This window comes from Heyndrickxia acidiproducens DSM 23148 (genome assembly GCF_000374345.1).
GTDB lineage: Bacteria > Bacillota > Bacilli > Bacillales > Bacillaceae_C > Weizmannia > Weizmannia acidiproducens.
In genome coordinates, this window is record NZ_KB893978.1 from 31,480 (window position 1) to 48,844 (window position 17,365).

The window sequence follows — 17,365 nt, forward strand, 5'->3', positions numbered from 1 at the left end:
CTTCTTTTTTACGGTTCATGAATGCAGTATTGAAATTAATTTGAGGTGAAGAGAATGGAATTATCGGAAATCAGATCAGAACTTGAAAATACAGCTAAGCGTTTAGCGGACTTCAGGGGGTCTCTTTGAATTAGAAAACAAAGAGACACGAATCGCCGAATTAGATGAGAAAATGCTGGATCCGGATTTTTGGAATGACCAGCAGGAAGCCCAAAAAATCATCAATGAATCAAACAGCTTAAAAGAAATGGTCAATGTCTATCATGACCTTTCTTCCACACAGGAAAACCTGGAGCTTACCTATGAACTTGTAAAAGAGGAGGACGACTCGGAACTGGAGGGAGAACTGGAGAAAGAATTGACCGATTTTGTCACACGGTTGAATGAGTATGAACTCCAGCTGCTCTTAAACGGCCCGTATGACGCCAACAATGCGATTTTGGAATTGCACCCGGGCGCCGGCGGGACCGAGTCGCAGGACTGGTGCTCGATGCTGCTCCGGATGTATACGCGCTGGGGAGAGAAGAAAGGATTTAAAGTCGAGACCCTTGATTATCTGCCGGGTGAAGAAGCCGGCGTTAAGAGTGTTACGCTCTTGTTTAAGGGGCATAATGCATATGGCTATTTAAAAGCAGAAAAAGGCATCCACCGCCTCGTGCGGATCTCGCCGTTTGACGCAGCAGGCCGGCGCCATACCTCATTTGTGTCATGCGATGTAATGCCGGAATTAGATGACAACATCGAAATTGATATTCGCCCTGAAGATTTGCGCGTCGACACTTACCGGGCAAGCGGTGCAGGCGGACAGCATATTAACAAGACCTCTTCAGCTGTACGTATCACCCATATTCCTACCGGGATTGTTGTGGCCTGCCAGTCTCAACGTTCCCAGTTTCAAAACCGTGATCAGGCGATGAAAATGCTAAAAGCAAAACTGTATCAAAAAGAAGTAGAAGAAAAAGAAAAAGCCATGGCTGAAATCCGCGGCGAACAAAAGGACATCGCATGGGGAAGCCAGATCCGGTCCTATGTATTCCATCCGTATTCGATGGTGAAGGATCACCGTACCAATACGGAAACAGGCAATACCCAGGCCGTCATGGACGGAGAAATTGACATGTTTATTGACGCGTATTTGCGTTCCCGGATTTCTTAAGAACTGCCTTTTGAACCAGAACAATCGGGTATAGGGTAACCAGGAAGGAACAGTACTGTGAACAATTGAAGGATGGGAGGATGCCGAATATGAAGAAATGCATCGCAGCAGCAATGGCGGTCGCGCTCACGTTCGGTCTTGCTGCCTGCGGAAATGATTCCGCTTCAGACAAAGGGACAAACAACTCTGCAAGTGCAGGAGACGCAAAGAAGCTCGTGGATCAAAAATGCTCCGCCTGCCACGGCCGGAATCTTGAAGGGAACGTGGGGCCGAGCCTGGAAAAGATTGGATCGAAAATGAATGAGAAGCAGATCCTGGATGTCATTGAAAACGGCAAGGGAGACATGCCAAAAGGAATCTTGAAGGGCGATGACGCCAAAAAGGTTGCCAAATGGCTGTCACAAAAGAAATAGTGAATTTTGTTGCGGGCCGGAAACTGTTCTTTGTTCCGGCCTTTTACCTCTCTGGATGAAAGGGCCATTTTCCCGGTTCTTCCGGCATTCCCCAGGTTTTCCCCATCGTTCGTATGTCCGGCAAGTCATTTCAAGATAACAAATTGAAATAAAACTGTAATGTATCAACAGGTTAAGGATGTTATAATAGTCGTGTGTGAATTTCGAGCAATTACGCCTAATCTCGCGTTTTTCCAAAATAAAAGTCGAAATTTGCACGTAAACCCCTTCCCCTTTTGGAGGACAAAGGGTGCGTTTTCAGTTTCGAGATTGCGCGTTCAAGCAGAAAAATCCGCAATTTTGCGGTTTAGTAGTTTGAAATGTATTGTAATTGTCGTTTTTTGGTTGCAGTTAAATTTACGGCCCTGCATCTTTGAAAAAGCAGATTGAGGAAAAGTCAGGTGATGAAATGATTGAAATGCATGATGTATATAAAAAATACCCGAACGGTGTGATGGCAGTAAGCGGCCTGAATATCAAAATCAACCAGGGCGAGTTTGTTTATATCGTCGGTCCAAGCGGCGCGGGGAAATCCACTTTTATTAAGCTGGTATACCGGGAAGAGAAGCCGACAGCCGGAACCATTACGGTAAACGGGGTAAATCTCTCAAAGATAAAGAATAAGAGAATCCCTTATTTCAGAAGACAGATCGGCGTCGTTTTCCAGGACTTTAAGCTTTTGCCGACTTTAACGGTTTATGAGAATGTCGCTTTTGCCCTGGAAGTTATTGAGCAGGATCCGCCGGCGATCCGTAAACGCGTCATGGAAGTACTCGGCCAGGTTGGATTAACGAATAAAGCCAGAATGCTGCCGTCAGAGTTATCGGGCGGTGAACAGCAGCGGGTTTCGATTGCAAGGTCGATTGTCAACATGCCGAAAGTCGTCATTGCGGATGAACCAACAGGAAACCTTGACCCGGAAACGTCCTGGGATATCATGAAGATTCTCGAAGATATCAACGTGACGGGCACAACCGTTGTGATGGCCACACATAACCGGGAGATTGTCAACGCCAGTAAGCACCGTGTTATCGCGATTGAAGACGGGAAAGTTGTCCGTGATGAACAACAAGGGGGATACGGCTATGAAGATTAATACAGTAAGGCGCCACCTCCGTGAAAGTTTTAAAAGCCTCGGCCGCAACGGCTGGATGATGTTCGCTTCGGCAAGTGCCGTTACGATTACGCTTTTGCTTGTTGGTGTTTTCTTTGTCATCATCCTGAACATGAATAAATTCGCTTCCGATATTGAAAACGATGTAGAAATCCGCGTTCATATCGATCTAACAGCGAAAGAGGCGGACAGGGAACAGCTGAAAAGCCAAATTGAACAGATCGGCCAGGTCAAATCCATTAAGTTTTCTTCAAAGCAGCAGGAATTGCGCGACCTAATTAAAACAATGGGAAATGACTTTAAACTGTTTCAACAAGACAACCCTTTATATGATGTCTATATTGTCAAAACAAAGCAACCAACAGATACGCCAAAAGTAGCACAAAAAATTCAGAAAATGGATCATGTTGAATCGGCCATTTACGGGAAAGGGAAAGTTGAAAGTCTTTTCCATGTGCTGAGCATCAGCCGTAACGTCGGTCTGGTCCTTATTATTGCGCTGCTTTTAACAGCCATGTTCTTAATCTCCAATACAATTAAGATTACAATTTTTGCGAGAAGAAAAGAAATTGAGATTATGAAACTGGTAGGGGCAACGAACTGGTTTATCCGCTGGCCGTTCCTTTTGGAAGGGCTGTGGCTCGGCATCCTTGGTTCGATCCTGCCGATTCTGATTATCTCTTCAGGATATTTCTATCTGTACAGATTAGTGGCACCACGCCTTCACAACCAGTTTATTCAACTCCTGCATTACGGCCCATTAATTTACGGCATTGACGGTTTGCTGCTCCTGATGGGTGTTTTCATCGGGATCTGGGGAAGCTCCATGTCCATCCGCCGTTATTTAAAGGTATAAGGCAAACATGGACAAGCAGGATTTAAAATCCGCGTGAATACCGGCTGGCAGATTTCTTTTCCTTCCCGGCCGGGCGCGCTTTTGTTTACATAAAGCGGGCTTTGGGTTGTTTTTCTTTTTTACCCGCTTATGTTCATAGATAAACATAGGAAAATGGAAAAGGTTTCTATCTTTTCCGTTATACATAAAAAATATATAAAAGAATTTGAGGGGGAAAGACATGAAGATAAGATCCGTCATTCCTGCGGCTGTAGCATGTACGCTCAGCCTCGGGGGATTATTTGGCTACCAGTCTGCTGCTTCGGCTGCGAGTTTGCAAGAATTGCAGCAGAAAAAAAGTAATGTAGAAAGCAAGAGTTCCGATCTCCAATCCAAGATTCATGAAAAAGATGGCCAAATTTCGTCTATCAGCGATAAACAGGCATCTTTACAGGATCAACTGGATGACATCAACACAAAAATCAACAGCACCAATGAGAAAATTTCCGATGAACAGCAGCAAGTGAGTGAAACGAAAGACCAGATTACCGGATTAAAGAAGAACATTGAAGAATTGAAAAAGCGGATCAAAGAAAGGAATGAACTGCTGCAAGACCGTGCCCGCGCCATGCAGAAAAATGGCGGCGGCTCTGTCAATTATCTCGATGTCATTTTTGAAGCGAAAAGCTTGGATGATTTAATCGGCCGCGTCTCGGCAGTCAAAACACTTGTCGAAGCCGACCAAAAAATTATCGATGAGCAGAAAAAAGATGAGCAGGACCTTAAAGAAAAACAAGCTTCGGTAGAGAAGAAACTGGCAGATTTGGAATCCATGCTGTCTGATCTTCAATCCTTAAAGTCTGAATTGAAAAGCGACCAAAACGCGAAAGCTGCTCTGGTGAAGAAATTAGAAAATCAAAAAGACAGCTTGGAAGAAGAAAAGATGTCACTTAGTGAACAAAAGTCAATTCTGGCTGACCAAAAAGCTTCCATTGAAAAAGCGATCCGGCTTGCAAAACAGCAGCAGGCAGCGGAAAAGGCAAAAGCGAAGGCACAAAGTTCTTCTTCTGAATCAGGCACTTCGAGCAGTTCTAATGGTTCAAGCAGTACAAGCCATTCAAGCAGCACAAACAGTACAAGCAGTACAAGCCATTCATCTGCGTCACTGCCGAAAGTGTCATCCGGCGCATTTACGCGCCCGGCAGCCGGATATATTTCATCTGAATTTGGCGGACGGTCCGGCGGTTTCCATCCGGGAATCGATATTGCCAACAGCATCGGCACACCGGTTGTCGCAGCGGCTGACGGCGTTGTATTCAGAGCATATCATTCATCCTCTTATGGTAATGTGGTGATGATCAGCAACTACGTAAACGGAAAATTATATACGACAGTTTACGCTCATTTAAGCTCATATGCTGTGAGCACCGGCCAAAATGTCAAAAAAGGCCAGCAGATTGGGGCAATGGGGAACACCGGCGAATCGACAGGGCCGCACCTCCATTTCGAAATTTACAACGGACAATGGACTCCGCCGCCACACTCCGGCGCCCAAAACCCGAGAAGCTTTATAAACTTTTAAATAGACAAAAAGAACCGCATCGCGATGATGTGGTTCTTTTTGTGAAAACAGGAGTCCTGCCCCATAGACGAAATGGTAGGTGGCACCGGAAAGAATATGGTATGATACAATTGTTATTTCGCGCTTCACGGTGAGAACCCCCGGGATGGAAGTTTCACATTTTTCCTCCAGCGTCATACAATAAATGAATGGGGGGTTTTTCAGCATCCAGATTGTGCTGCGAAAACCGGAGGCCGGCCCTGATCCCGGGGCCTGCAGAGAAAAAACGGATGGTGTATCCGTGTTTGTTTTGGAAAAAGGAGAACATAATGATTGTAACGGTATTATTATTTATTCTATTTATTTTAAACTTTATTCTGGCCGGAACCGTCATCTTCCTGGAAAGGCGGGACGTGGGGGCAACCTGGGCATGGCTTTTGGTGCTGCTTTTTATGCCGGTTATCGGGTTTATTATTTATTTAGTTTTCGGGCAGAACCTGAGCCGCCGGAAGATTTTTGACTGGAAAGTTCAAGAAAAAATTGGAATTAAAGAAATCTCACAGCAACAGATTGATTTGCTGCGCGCCAATCGTTTCCCTTTCCATGATGAAAGAACCATCCAGTACAAAGACATTGTCTATATGCTGCTTATGAATGACGGTTCAATCCTTTCACAGGATAACCACGTTGACATTTTTACGGATGGGAAGGACAAATTCAAAGCATTATTTGAGGACATTAAAAATGCGAAGAACAATATCCATCTTGTTTACTACATTATCCGTAACGACAAGCTCGGGAATGAATTGTTGGAATTGCTGGCCTTAAAAGCCAAACAAGGTGTTAAAGTCCGGCTATTATACGATGATATGGGGACGCGGATGCTTTTGCGGCGGAAATTTTTCAGGCCGCTGATTCATGCCGGCGGGGAAGTGGCATCTTTTTTTCCTGCCCGTATTCCGCTGGTCAATTTGCGTGTGAACTTCAGAAATCACCGCAAACTTGCCATTATCGACGGCAAAATCGGTTATATCGGCGGTTTCAATATTGGAGACGAGTATTTAGGGCTTAATCAGAAATTCGGCTATTGGCGCGACACCCATTTAAGAATTGCCGGCAGTGCCGTTTACGGAATGCAGACCCGCTTTATTCTTGATTGGAACCAGGCCTCACCCCATGACATTAAAAATGAAGAAAGCTATTTTCCGGATATTACGCCGCAGGGAGAGACGGATATCCAGATCGTTTCAAGCGGGCCGGATTCGGAATGGGAACAAATTAAAAACAGTTATATTAAAATGATCAATTCCGCCAAAAAATATATTTATATGCAGACGCCGTATTTTATTCCGGATGACAGCCTCCTCAATGCGCTGAAGCTTTCCGCCTTATCGGGCATTGATGTCAAGATTATGATCCCGAACAAACCGGACCATATGTTTGTGTACTGGGCAACGCTTTCCCATATCGGCCAGCTGCTGAAAACGGGTGTAAAGGTCTATATTTACCAAAAAGGCTTTATCCATGCCAAAATGCTTGTTGTTGACGGTAAAATCGCATCTGTTGGGACGGCAAATATTGATGTGCGGAGTTTCCGGTTGAATTTTGAAGTGAATGCTGTTCTGTATGATCGCAAACTGTCGAGCCGGCTTGGAAAGATTTTCCGGGAAGACATGGAAGAATCAACTGAATTGACGCTGCACGATTACCAAAACCGTCCGCTGTGGATCCGCTTTAAAGAGTCCATTTCCCGGCTGTTGTCTCCCATTCTTTAAAATTTTTTTACAAAAAGGGTTGACGATTCAGAATACATCTTCTATAATACAAGACAAGAAGTTATTAAAACTTTAAGAATTTTATACGTTTTACTCTTATCGAGAGCGGCGGAGGGACTAGGCCCTGCGAAGCCCGGCAACCTTCAAGTTTACACTTGAAAAGGTGCTAAATCCTACAGATCTTTGGTCTGGCAGATAAGGGGAGGAACTTACATAATGTAACCCTCTTCCTTATGAAGAGGGTTTTTTCTTTCCTCTTCTCAACGAATAAAAAGCAGCCCGGCTACCGGAATGACTTTTTATCCCGCTTGGAACAAAATTACACTTTTATGGGAGGAATTACAAATGACAAAAGAATCACTTCGTCCGGAAACATTATTATTGCATGGAGGACAGGAACCGGATCCGGCTACAGGGTCGCGCACCGTACCGATTTATCGCACAACATCCTATGTTTTCAAGGATACAGACTATGCACAGGGCGTATTTAACTTAACGCAAGAGGGTTTTATTTATACGCGGATTGGCAACCCGACTGTCGATGTATTTGAAAAACGGGTCGCATTGCTGGAAGGCGGCACGGCTGCAGTTGCCCTTTCATCCGGCGCAGCAGCCATTGCGTTCTCGATTTTAAACGTTGCCGGCGCAGGAGATGAAATTGTTTCAGCAAGCAATTTATATGGCGGAACTTATAACTTATTTGCCGCCACACTGCCAAAATACGGCATCAACGTTAAATTCGTGGATGGCTCTGATCCCGAAGCATTCCGCAAAGCGATCACACCGAAAACAAAAGCATTATACGGGGAAATCATCGGCAACCCGAGCCTGCAGGTGCTGGATGTCGAGAAAGTTGCCAATATTGCGCATGAAAATGGGATTCCTTTAATTGTCGACAGCACGTTTGCTTCCCCCTATTTGACCACCCCGATTAAATGGGGGGCAGATGTGGTTGTCCACTCCGCCACGAAATGGATCGGCGGGCATGGCACGGCAATCGGCGGCGTGGCGGTTGATGGCGGCCATTTCGACTGGAACACGGAAAAATTCCCGGACTTCAGCACACCTGACCCAAGCTATCACGGCTTAACCTACGGGGTGGATACAGCGCAAGCCGCGTTTGCAACAAAACTCCGCGTCCAGCTTTTGCGCGATTTTGGCCCGGCATTAAGCCCGGATAACGCATTTGCCTTCCTGCAAGGGCTTGAAACGCTGCATTTACGCATCCAAAGGCATAATGAAAATGCGCTAAAGGTGGCAAAATTCCTGCAAAACCATCCGGATGTCGCATGGGTAAACTATCCGGGCCTTGAGGACCATCCATCCCATGAACTCGCGCAAAAATATTTTAAAGACGGCTATGGCTCGATTGTGAACTTCGGTGTAAAAGGCGGGCGCGAAGCAAGCAGAAAAGTCATTGACAATATTACTTTATGGTCGCATGTCGCGAATGTCGGCGATGCTAAATCCTTGATTATTCACCCGGCAACGACAACACATTCGCAATTAAGCGAAGAAGAATTGCTTGAATCGGGCGTGAAACCGGATCTGATCCGTTTGTCAATTGGCTTGGAAGCAGTGGAAGACTTAACAGCAGACCTTGATCAGGCGATTGCAAAAGCAACAGCAGTTCCAACCCGGTAAAATCTGTAGGTGTAAAGAATTTGCTGCTCTCAAAGCTTGAAAAAGATCTTATGCAGAACCGGCTTATGAACGGCGCGGCCACTTGGACGCGCCGGTTCTTTTAACCCGGATTTGTCTGGAAACATACTTCGCGATCGGGAGCGCGGATAGCCCCGGCTTTTGAAAAACAAAAAAACAGATGATCATTTCTTGGCACGGTCAAAAAGTATAAGCCACAGCGGGCCAATTCCGAAATTTAATGGATTACCCGTTATGAAACAAAAAAATAACAGACAGGAGGCAGCCTGTATGACGATTAAAGCAGCATTGCTCGGGTTCGGTACAGTCGGCCAGGGGGTCTATGAGGCCATCAACAGCCACCGGGAACAACTAACAAAACGTTTGAACAATGAAGTTGAAATTGTGGCGGTCCTGATTAAAAACCCAAATAAAAAAAGGGACATCGATCCTGCTGTCCTCGTAACAACCGATTTTGAAGAAATCCTTGCCATTCCGGGCCTCGAGGTCGTGTTTGAAGCCATTGTCGGCGAGGAACCAGGCTTTTCTTATTGTTTGCGCGCCGTTGAAAAAGGCTGTCATGTGATAACGGCAAATAAAGTGATGTTTGCCAAATACGGGAAAATTTTGCTGAAAAAAGCGAAAGAACACGGCGTCCGCATCGGATATGAAGCGACAACTGCGGGCGGGGTCCCGGTTATCCGCACCATTGAACAGCAATTACAGGTAAACGATATTCAAAAGGTAGAGGCGATTTTAAATGGCACATCCAATTTTATTCTGACGGAAATGCGCGAAAAACAACTGCCATTTGAAAAAGCATTGGCCCGGGCGCAGCAACACGGTTATGCAGAAGCAGACCCCGGCCATGATATCAAAGGGAAAGACGCGTTTTACAAGCTGATGATTCTCAGCCAATTGGTGTTTGGCAGCCAGCCGCGCTGGGATCAGGTGGAAGTGAAAGGCATTGATAGGCTGACACCTGCAGACATTGAGAAAGCCGGTAGAAAAGGGCTGCGTTATAAGCATATTGCCGAACTGTACCGATACGGCAACACTTTAAAAGCATCTGTCAAACCAGTCTTAGTCGCCGCGGATCATGCCCTCTATGCCATTGAAGGCGTTAATAATGCAGTGACCATTTACGCGAGCCTCATCGGCAGCATCACTTTATCCGGCCCCGGCGCCGGAAAGTTTCCGACAGCAAGCGCCATGATTGAAGATTTCGCCAGCGGATACGGCCGCCTCCCCCAATTGGTCTAGTCTTTTTCAGCTGCCCCGTGATTTGCCAACGCTTACGCAAATTTGCTGGGCCTCTGTTTCCCTGGCATAACGTGGCCTGCTTGTACATATATTGAACTAACGAATAGAATGGGTCTTTGAAAGCTATGGCCCTTCTTTGTACAAGGAGGACACCTTCGTATGGATCGAAAATGGCTCGTGATTGCCATAACAGGTTCGATGCTGGCAGGAGCGGGGGGGAGCTATACGGCAACCCAGCTGTTTGCAAACGAAAATCACCCCAAAAGCGCCCAACAGCAAACCCCCGGCAACAATACCGGCACACCGGATTTAACCAAAATTGCGCAAGCCTATAATCTGATTAAAAGTTCGTATGTCCAAAAAGTAGATGAAGATCAGCTTGTGGAAGGCGCTATAAAGGGAATGGTCAGTACGTTAAAAGACCCGTACTCCGTTTATATGGACAGGGAAACCGCTGCGCAATTCAGCGATTCTTTAGACTCCTCTTTTCAAGGAATCGGCGCGGAAATTACCAAGAAGAATGGCAAAATTATGGTCGTGTCACCGTATAAGAATTCCCCGGCTGAAAAAGCGGGCCTGCGCCCGGAAGATGTGATCACCAAGATCAATGGCAAAAGCACAGCCGGATTGGATTTGTATGAAGTAACGAGGCTGATCAGAGGGAAGAAAGGCACAAAGCTGACACTGGAAATCATGCGCGAAGGTTCGCACAAACATATGTCGGTCACCGTTAAACGTGATGAAATACCGATGGACACGGTGTATACCGTGCTGAAACATGAAAACGGCAAACCAATCGGCTATATCAATATCACACAGTTTTCAAAAAATACCGCAGGAGATTTTGCCCGATCCTTAAAAAAACTGGAGAAAAAAGGCATCGAAGGCTTGGTGATCGATGTACGCGGAAATCCGGGCGGCCTGCTTTCCAGTGTGGAAGATATTCTCAAACAATTTGTGACAAGGGACAAACCTTATTTTCAAATTGAAGAACGCAGCGGCCACAAAGTCCAATATGTATCCAATTTAAAGAAGAAAAAGGCTTATCCTGTCGCTGTTTTGGTCGACAATGGCAGTGCATCTGCTTCTGAAATTTTGGCAGCCGCCTTACATGAAGCGGAAGGCTACCCATTGATCGGGGTTCGGACCTTCGGTAAGGGTACCGTGCAGGAAGCCGTACCCATGGAAGATGAAAGCATTATCAAGTTGACGATGTTTAAATGGCTGACACCTGATGGCAACTGGATCCATCACAAGGGCATTTCCCCGACAATTGAAGTCAGGCAGCCGGAATTTTTCAGTGCCCGCGCCCTGCAGCCGAGCCGTACTTTAACAAAAGATATGAACAATGACCAAGTGAAAACGGCCCAGCAAATATTAAAGGGGCTCGGGTTTGCACCTGGAAGGGAAGATGGCTACTTTGACGTTCAAACTGAAAACTCCGTTAAAGCCTTCCAATACGAAAACGGGCTGCCCACAACAGGCAAAATAGACAAAAAAACCGCCAGGGAAATGAGAAAGACCCTTTTTACGGCCATGCACGAGGAGAAAAATGACCTGCAGCTGCAGGTGGCATTGAAATACATCAGTAAATAAAAACAAGTAGCCGGACCGGCATATTTATAAATAGATGAGAAGGATAGTATTAAAAAAGCAGCCGACAATCATTCCAGGCTGCTTTTTACAGATTTCTTAATAGTTTTTACATAGTTTGAACCTCATTCGACCAGGCTGTTATTTTTTAAATAGAATAGATTCTGTTTCATCAGTACCCGATAAAGCAAGCAAAGTGATAAAAACGCTTTGTGCCCCAATATATCCGTTTTCGGGATTAAAAAATTCCTCTAATGTATGCTCATTCCCGCTTACTCCACCGCCGCCTAATGTAACAGCAGGAATTTTCAAATTGATCGGCACATTTGAATCCGTGCTGGCCGCATCCAGAGAAGGCCGGAATCCAAGAGCTTGGACAACAGCGGAGGCTGTCCGGACGATTAAGTCATCGGAAGACTGGGCGCCGGCAGGACGGTCTCCAACTTTTTCAAAATCAACTCGTATTTTTTTTTCACAATTCCAGCGCTGGTTTTCATCATCTACCGCTTGTTTGACGCATGCAATGGCTATTTTTTCGAGTGTCTGAAGTGATCTAGCAGAAACTGACCGCATATCAAGGCACATCTGCGCATCTTGTGCGATTGTGTTGATCGAGGTACCGCCGCTGATCGTACCAACCGTGAAAGTAGTAGCCGGCTTTTCTGGTACTTTGATTTCGCTGATCGCGGCAATTGCGCGCCCCAAAGCATGAATGGCGCTTGGTGTTCCAAATTGAGAAAAACTATGTCCACCCGGGCCTGTAAACCTGATTTTGTAGCGGCGGCTGCCGACAGCGGTGCACGTAATTTTTGTTGGATCTCCAGGTTCAATTGAAATGAAACCGCCTATATCTTCACTGCTTTCAAATAGATGTTTTACTCCCCGCAAATCCCCCAGCCCCTCTTCGCCGACAGTCGCCGCAAAGAGCACGGAATGCAGCGGTTTGATGCCGGCTTCATTCATTGCACGGATGATTGTCAAAAGAACGGCCAAGCCCCGTCCGTCATCTGCAATCCCCGGAGCGTAAATAATTCCGTTTTTTATTACTGCTTTTGTATTTGTGCCTTCCGGAAAAACAGTATCCAGGTGTGCGGATATAACCATTTTAGAATCCGTTATGATGCCCGGGAAAATACCAAGTACATTTCCCTCGTGATCAATTTGGACATCCTGCAGGCCTAAATTCCGAAAACGATCCGCCATCCATGCTGCTCTATTTTTCTCCTGAAATGATGGAGCAGGTATAGCGGTCAGTTCAATTTGCTTAGCAGTTGTCCTGTCATTATCCGACATTAAAAAATCCATCGCTTTTTTTGTAGAAGGGAGGCCGACAAGATGTTCAATTAACTGGCAGATTGTACCTTGGCTTATATTGTTGTCATTTGTAGTTTTCACTCATATTCTCTCCTTTAATATTCAATAATGTAAATTATATAAATAAGAATAACACTTAAATAATTTTTTTAAATGCAGATTTTCAGAATTCTATTGACAAATTTCGAGAAAATTATTATTGTTAATATATGATACGTATTGTGTTAGGTAATGTAACATTACGAGATAGGTATCTCTTCGGGATTTGTTGATTACAAAAAATGGATAGCAGATTACAGGATTAAGTGAAAGAGGAAGCCAAAATGTAATGATTTTACGGATTATCAGGTAAGTTTTTAACATTTGCTACTTAAATCACTTAACTCAATAAGGAGGAATAATGACAGTGAATGCTATAGAAAAAGCGGCAGTAGAAATACCTTGGATGAATGAATTAGAAAGTATATATGATTCAATGGTGGAATGGAGGAGATATCTGCACCAGTATCCCGAATTGTCATATGAAGAGTCTAAAACATCGGCTTTCATAGAAGACAAGTTAAAAAGTTTCGGCATCACTGATATTCGGACAAATGTAGGCGGGTTCGGAATTGTTGCAGTAATTCACGGGGGAAAGCCGGGAAAAACAGTTGCTTTAAGAGCTGATTTTGATGCGTTGCCGATAGATGAAGAAACAGATGTACCGTATAAATCGAAAGTGCCCGGCGTGATGCACGCATGCGGACATGACGGGCATACTGCTACATTATTGGGTGTTGCAAAAGTTTTGTATCATCACCGCAAAGAATTGGCGGGAAATGTTGTTCTGATTCACCAGCCGGCAGAAGAAAATCCTCCGGGCGGCGCACAGGCTATGATAAAAGACGGATGTCTGGAGGGTGTAGACGTTGTATTGGGAACGCATCTTTGGAGCGCTTTGCCGATAGGGACAATCGGATACCATAAAGGTTATTTTATGGCCGCCTCAGACTACATTAATATAAAGATCCAAGGAAAAGGCGGGCATGGGTCGGCTCCGCAATATTCTATAGATGCCGTTGCTGTTGCTTCTCAAGTTGTGAACCAGCTCCAACTAATTGTCAGCAGAGAAGTTGATCCGCAAAAAGCTGCCGTTGTAACAATCGGCAAGTTCCAGGCGGGGGTTGCCCATAATGTCATCGCAGACACCGCTTTTCTGGAAGGTACTGTCCGTACTTTTGACGAAACAGTCAGACAAAAAGTAAAAACGGAGTTAACGAACATTGTAGAAAAAGTTTGTTCCGCTTTCCACGCGGAGGCGACGGTTGAATATCGTTTTGGCTATCCGGCAGTTTATAACCATGAAAAAGAAACGGCACTGTTTAAGAAAACAATGGATCGGACGTTTGAAGATAAAACGATCGTTGAAATTGCGCCACAAATGGGTGGGGAAGACTTTTCTTACTATTTAAAAGAAGTACCTGGAACTTTTTGGTTTACAGGCGCAGGAAATCCTGATTTGGAAGCAGATTATCCTCACCATCATCCAAAATTCAATTTTGATGAACGCGTGATGTTAATCGCCGGAAAAGCTTTTTTATCGATGGTTCATCAATATCTTTGTTCTTCCGGAGATAAACGGTTAACCGAAGAATCCAACGGCTAAACTTACGAGGAGGAAAACAGGTTTGGAAAAACTCTTAAGCGTTAATCAGATTAAAACAGAGTTTAAAACGGAAAAAGGATCTGTCACTTCTGTTGACGATGTAAGTTTTGATTTAAAAGAAGGCGAAACGATCTGTCTTGTTGGCGAGTCGGGATGCGGCAAATCGGTGACATCGCTTTCCATCATGCAGCTTCTTGAGAAAAATGGAAAAGTGACGGAGGGTACTATTGAGTTTAATGGCAGAAATTTGCTGGACTTATCAGAAAACGAAATGAGAAAGATACGCGGGAACACCATCTCAATGATTTTTCAAGAACCGATGACTTCACTCAATCCGGTATTAACCATTGGTGATCAACTTTCTGAAAGCATCCGTCTGCATATGGGATATTCGAAAAAGCAGGCAAAAGATTATTCAATTGAGATGCTTAAAAAAGTTGGGATACCAAGAGCCGAGGAAATAATTGATGATTACCCACATCGTTTATCTGGAGGCATGCGGCAGCGTGTCATGATTGCAATGGCACTTAGCTGTAAACCTAAATTATTAATTGCTGATGAACCGACAACTGCTTTGGATGTGACGATTCAAGCACAGATCCTGAAATTAATGAAGCAATTAAGGAAGGAATCAAAAACATCCATCATTCTCATTACACATGATTTGGGAGTCGTGGCGGAGATGGCTGATAAGGTTGCTGTCATGTATGCCGGACAAGTTGTTGAAGAGACGGATGTTTTTACGTTATTCGACAATCCAAAGCATCCTTATACTTTGGGACTAATGAAATCAATTCCGCATATTACAAACCCGGATGATATGAGATTGGATTCTATTCCGGGATCAGTGCCAAGCTTGCATAATATGCCAAAAGGGTGCAGGTTTTACGACAGATGCCCTTTTGCAATGGACAGATGCTTAGAAGAGCAGCCTAAACTGAAACCAATTAAGGATAGACAATCTCACAGTATCAGATGTTTCTTATATGATCAAAAAAATCACAGGGCGGGCGGGACAACGATTAAAAAGGAAGTGAGAACTTGAACAATACAGCTGCAAAACAAGAACAACCTCTCATGCAGGTAAGAAACCTAAAAAAATATTACCCTATTAAGAAGGGTGTAATATCGAGAACTGTCGGCCATGTTAAAGCTGTGGATGATGTAAGTTTTAACATTTATCCTGGTGAAACATTGGGGCTTGTAGGTGAATCCGGATGTGGAAAATCAACAACAGGAAGATCCCTTGTAAGGCTGGAGAATCCAACAGATGGTAAAATCTTCTTCCAAGGAAAAGATTTGGCCAATATCTCTACAAAGGAAATGCGGAAAATGCGGACGGACTTGCAAATTATTTTTCAAGATCCATATTCTTCGCTTAACCCAAGAAAGAGAATTGGGGATCTCCTGGCTGAACCGCTGCTTGCACATAAATTGGCGGATAAATCGGAAACGGCAGAGAAAGTGAATCATATATTAGAAATTGTCGGCCTGTCCAAACATTATAAAAACCGGTATCCCCATGAATTTTCGGGAGGGCAGAGGCAAAGAATCGGAATTGCCAGGGCCCTGATGTTGAACCCGAAGTTGATTGTCTGTGATGAACCTGTTTCCGCACTGGACGTTTCTATTCAAGCACAAGTTTTGAATCTGCTGAAAGACCTTCAAAAAGAATTTAATTTAACCTATGTTTTTATCGCCCACGGGCTTGGTGCCGTTAAATATATTAGCGATCGGATTACGGTGATGTATTTAGGCAAAGTGATGGAAATGGCCAAGACTACGGAAATTTTCGCTCACCCCAAACATCCTTATACAGAAATTCTATTAAATGCTTATCCAGTTCCTAATCCGCATCTTCGCGATCGGGAACAAATTGTAGTAGAAGGTGATGTGCCGAGTCCTGCCAATCCTCCAAAGGGATGCGTGTTTCATACAAGGTGCCCATTTGCCCAGGAAATATGCCGGCAGCAGGTTCCGAAACTATTAGGCAAGGAACACCTGGTTGCCTGCCATTTTCCAATTTCATAAAAGATTGAAGGGAGATACAAAATAATGTTTCAGTATATACTCCGGCGGATTTTCATTGCCATACCAATCTTGTTTGGTGTTACAATCCTGAATTTTTTTATTATTAATCTCGCTCCCGGCAATCCGGTTGATATGTATGTTAACCCGTCAGCGACAGAAGAGCAGCTCGAAATGACTAAACATGCACTAGGTCTCGACAGGCCGATCTGGGTGCAATATATAAACTGGTTAGGGCAGCTGTTCCAGGGGAATCTGGGATTCTCTTATTCTACCCGTCAACCAGTTACAGAAATTCTTGCCAGCCATATCGGGCCGACTGTTTTGTTAATGGGAATCTCCCTTATTGTAGGTTATCTTATCGCCATCCCATTGGGAATAATTTGCGCGAGAAGACAAAATTCATGGATTGATTATCTTGTTACCGGATTCTCGTTTTTCGGGATTTCAATTCCCCACTTCTTCTTAGGGTTAGGTGTAATTTATATTTTTGCCACCCAACTTGGATGGTTTCCAACGGGCAGTATGAATACTTTAGGAGGAAACGGCGGACTGGCTGATTCGGTTATGCACCTTATACTGCCGGTGTCAGTTTTAGCGACAGGCATCGCAGGGAATATGGTCCGGTACGTACGGTCCAGCATGCTGGATGTGTCTGGAAAAGATTTTTTGAGAACTGCAAGAGCAAAGGGATTGAGCCGATTTAAAATTACAAACAAGCATGCACTGAGAAATGCACTGATTCCGATTATTACAATTATTGGTGTTGATATTCCAATGATCATCGGCGGGGCAATTGTAACGGAACAGGTTTTCCAGTGGCCTGGTCTGGGACTGTTAACCATTCAGTCTATTACATCACGGGATTATTCAACACTAATGGCAATTAATTTACTGGCAGCTGTTGCGGTCTTACTCTCTAATTTATTGACAGATATACTTTATGCTGTAGCTGATCCGCGTATCAGATATGAATAAGGGAGGAGTT

The 17,365-nt window shown here is 44.5% G+C and carries 14 protein-coding genes and 1 riboswitch; of the genes, 13 read left to right on the top strand and 1 reads right to left on the bottom strand.

What is annotated here, in order from left to right:
* Nucleotides 1-54 precede the first annotated feature (54 nt).
* From prfB to C232_RS0102090, 9 genes are all read left to right on the top strand, one after another.
* A protein-coding gene (gene prfB / locus C232_RS0102040; protein ID WP_155891528.1) for a peptide chain release factor 2 occupies nt 55-1,156 on the top strand; the annotation gives its coding sequence in 2 pieces (ribosomal slippage) (nt 55-126 and nt 128-1,156; 1,101 coding nt in all).
* Nucleotides 1,157-1,245: 89 nt separating this feature from the next.
* Nucleotides 1,246-1,569, top strand: coding sequence for a cytochrome c551 (gene cccB, locus C232_RS0102045; protein WP_018660745.1), 324 nt, complete (start codon nt 1,246-1,248; stop codon nt 1,567-1,569).
* A 448-nt stretch (nt 1,570-2,017) separates the two neighbouring features.
* Nucleotides 2,018-2,704 carry a cell division ATP-binding protein FtsE gene (gene ftsE / locus C232_RS0102050; protein ID WP_026314439.1) on the top strand — a complete coding sequence of 229 codons (687 nt, stop codon included), beginning with the start codon at nt 2,018-2,020 and terminating at the stop codon, nt 2,702-2,704.
* Entirely contained in the window at nt 2,694-3,578 is an 885-nt protein-coding gene (gene ftsX, locus C232_RS0102055) for a permease-like cell division protein FtsX (protein ID WP_018660749.1), read from the top strand. The genes ftsE and ftsX overlap by 11 nt, the downstream gene beginning before the upstream one ends.
* A gap of 220 nt (nt 3,579-3,798) precedes the next feature.
* The gene (locus C232_RS0102065; protein ID WP_018660752.1) at nt 3,799-5,139 is read left to right on the top strand and encodes a murein hydrolase activator EnvC family protein; all 1,341 of its coding nucleotides are present in this window, start codon (nt 3,799-3,801) and stop codon (nt 5,137-5,139) included.
* 308 nt (nt 5,140-5,447) lie between these two features.
* Nucleotides 5,448-6,893, top strand: a complete 1,446-nt coding sequence (gene cls, locus C232_RS0102070; protein ID WP_018660754.1) for a cardiolipin synthase — start codon at nt 5,448-5,450, stop codon at nt 6,891-6,893.
* A gap of 93 nt (nt 6,894-6,986) precedes the next feature.
* Nucleotides 6,987-7,095, top strand: a riboswitch (SAM riboswitch).
* A gap of 143 nt (nt 7,096-7,238) precedes the next feature.
* On the top strand, nt 7,239-8,537 hold the full coding sequence (locus C232_RS0102075; protein ID WP_018660756.1) for an O-acetylhomoserine aminocarboxypropyltransferase/cysteine synthase family protein: 1,299 nt from the start codon (nt 7,239-7,241) through the stop codon (nt 8,535-8,537).
* 288 nt (nt 8,538-8,825) lie between these two features.
* The gene (locus tag C232_RS0102085) at nt 8,826-9,797 is read left to right on the top strand and encodes a homoserine dehydrogenase (protein ID WP_018660758.1); all 972 of its coding nucleotides are present in this window, start codon (nt 8,826-8,828) and stop codon (nt 9,795-9,797) included.
* A 159-nt stretch (nt 9,798-9,956) separates the two neighbouring features.
* Nucleotides 9,957-11,393, top strand: coding sequence for a S41 family peptidase (locus C232_RS0102090; protein ID WP_018660760.1), 1,437 nt, complete (start codon nt 9,957-9,959; stop codon nt 11,391-11,393).
* A 138-nt stretch (nt 11,394-11,531) separates the two neighbouring features.
* On the opposite strand, the gene C232_RS0102095 is transcribed toward C232_RS0102090, so the two are convergent.
* A complete protein-coding gene (locus C232_RS0102095; protein WP_018660762.1) occupies nt 11,532-12,785 on the bottom strand; it encodes a M20/M25/M40 family metallo-hydrolase in 1,254 nt (417 codons plus the stop codon).
* 319 nt (nt 12,786-13,104) lie between these two features.
* On the opposite strand from C232_RS0102095, the gene C232_RS0102100 reads away from it, so the two are divergent.
* From C232_RS0102100 to C232_RS0102115, 4 genes are read left to right on the top strand one after another with little or no spacing between them, the layout of a single operon-like run.
* Nucleotides 13,105-14,349: a M20 family metallopeptidase gene (locus C232_RS0102100; protein ID WP_018660764.1), complete on the top strand. Its 1,245-nt coding sequence runs from the start codon at nt 13,105-13,107 to the stop codon at nt 14,347-14,349.
* A gap of 22 nt (nt 14,350-14,371) precedes the next feature.
* Nucleotides 14,372-15,394 carry an ABC transporter ATP-binding protein gene (locus C232_RS0102105; protein ID WP_018660766.1) on the top strand — a complete coding sequence of 341 codons (1,023 nt, stop codon included), beginning with the start codon at nt 14,372-14,374 and terminating at the stop codon, nt 15,392-15,394.
* Nucleotides 15,391-16,380 carry an ABC transporter ATP-binding protein gene (locus C232_RS0102110; RefSeq protein WP_018660770.1) on the top strand — a complete coding sequence of 330 codons (990 nt, stop codon included), beginning with the start codon at nt 15,391-15,393 and terminating at the stop codon, nt 16,378-16,380. Before C232_RS0102105 ends, C232_RS0102110 begins: the two co-directional genes overlap by 4 nt.
* Nucleotides 16,381-16,404: 24 nt before the next feature.
* Nucleotides 16,405-17,355 (top strand): ABC transporter permease, encoded by a 951-nt coding sequence (locus tag C232_RS0102115; protein ID WP_018660772.1) that lies wholly within the window; start codon nt 16,405-16,407, stop codon nt 17,353-17,355.
* Nucleotides 17,356-17,365: the final 10 nt, after the last annotated feature.

Excerpts from the sequence above, each read along its gene's own strand:
- ftsX (WP_018660749.1), top strand. The coding sequence starts at position 2,694 with ATGAAGATTAATACAGTAAGGCGCCACCTCCGTGAAAGTTTTAAAAGC.
- C232_RS0102075 (WP_018660756.1), top strand. The coding sequence starts at position 7,239 with ATGACAAAAGAATCACTTCGTCCGGAAACATTATTATTGCATGGAGGA.
- cccB (WP_018660745.1), top strand. The coding sequence starts at position 1,246 with ATGAAGAAATGCATCGCAGCAGCAATGGCGGTCGCGCTCACGTTCGGT.
- cls (WP_018660754.1), top strand. The coding sequence starts at position 5,448 with ATGATTGTAACGGTATTATTATTTATTCTATTTATTTTAAACTTTATT.
- ftsE (WP_026314439.1), top strand. The coding sequence starts at position 2,018 with ATGATTGAAATGCATGATGTATATAAAAAATACCCGAACGGTGTGATG.
- C232_RS0102100 (WP_018660764.1), top strand. The coding sequence starts at position 13,105 with ATGACAGTGAATGCTATAGAAAAAGCGGCAGTAGAAATACCTTGGATG.
- C232_RS0102085 (WP_018660758.1), top strand. The coding sequence starts at position 8,826 with ATGACGATTAAAGCAGCATTGCTCGGGTTCGGTACAGTCGGCCAGGGG.
- C232_RS0102065 (WP_018660752.1), top strand. The coding sequence starts at position 3,799 with ATGAAGATAAGATCCGTCATTCCTGCGGCTGTAGCATGTACGCTCAGC.
- C232_RS0102115 (WP_018660772.1), top strand. The coding sequence starts at position 16,405 with ATGTTTCAGTATATACTCCGGCGGATTTTCATTGCCATACCAATCTTG.
- C232_RS0102090 (WP_018660760.1), top strand. The coding sequence starts at position 9,957 with ATGGATCGAAAATGGCTCGTGATTGCCATAACAGGTTCGATGCTGGCA.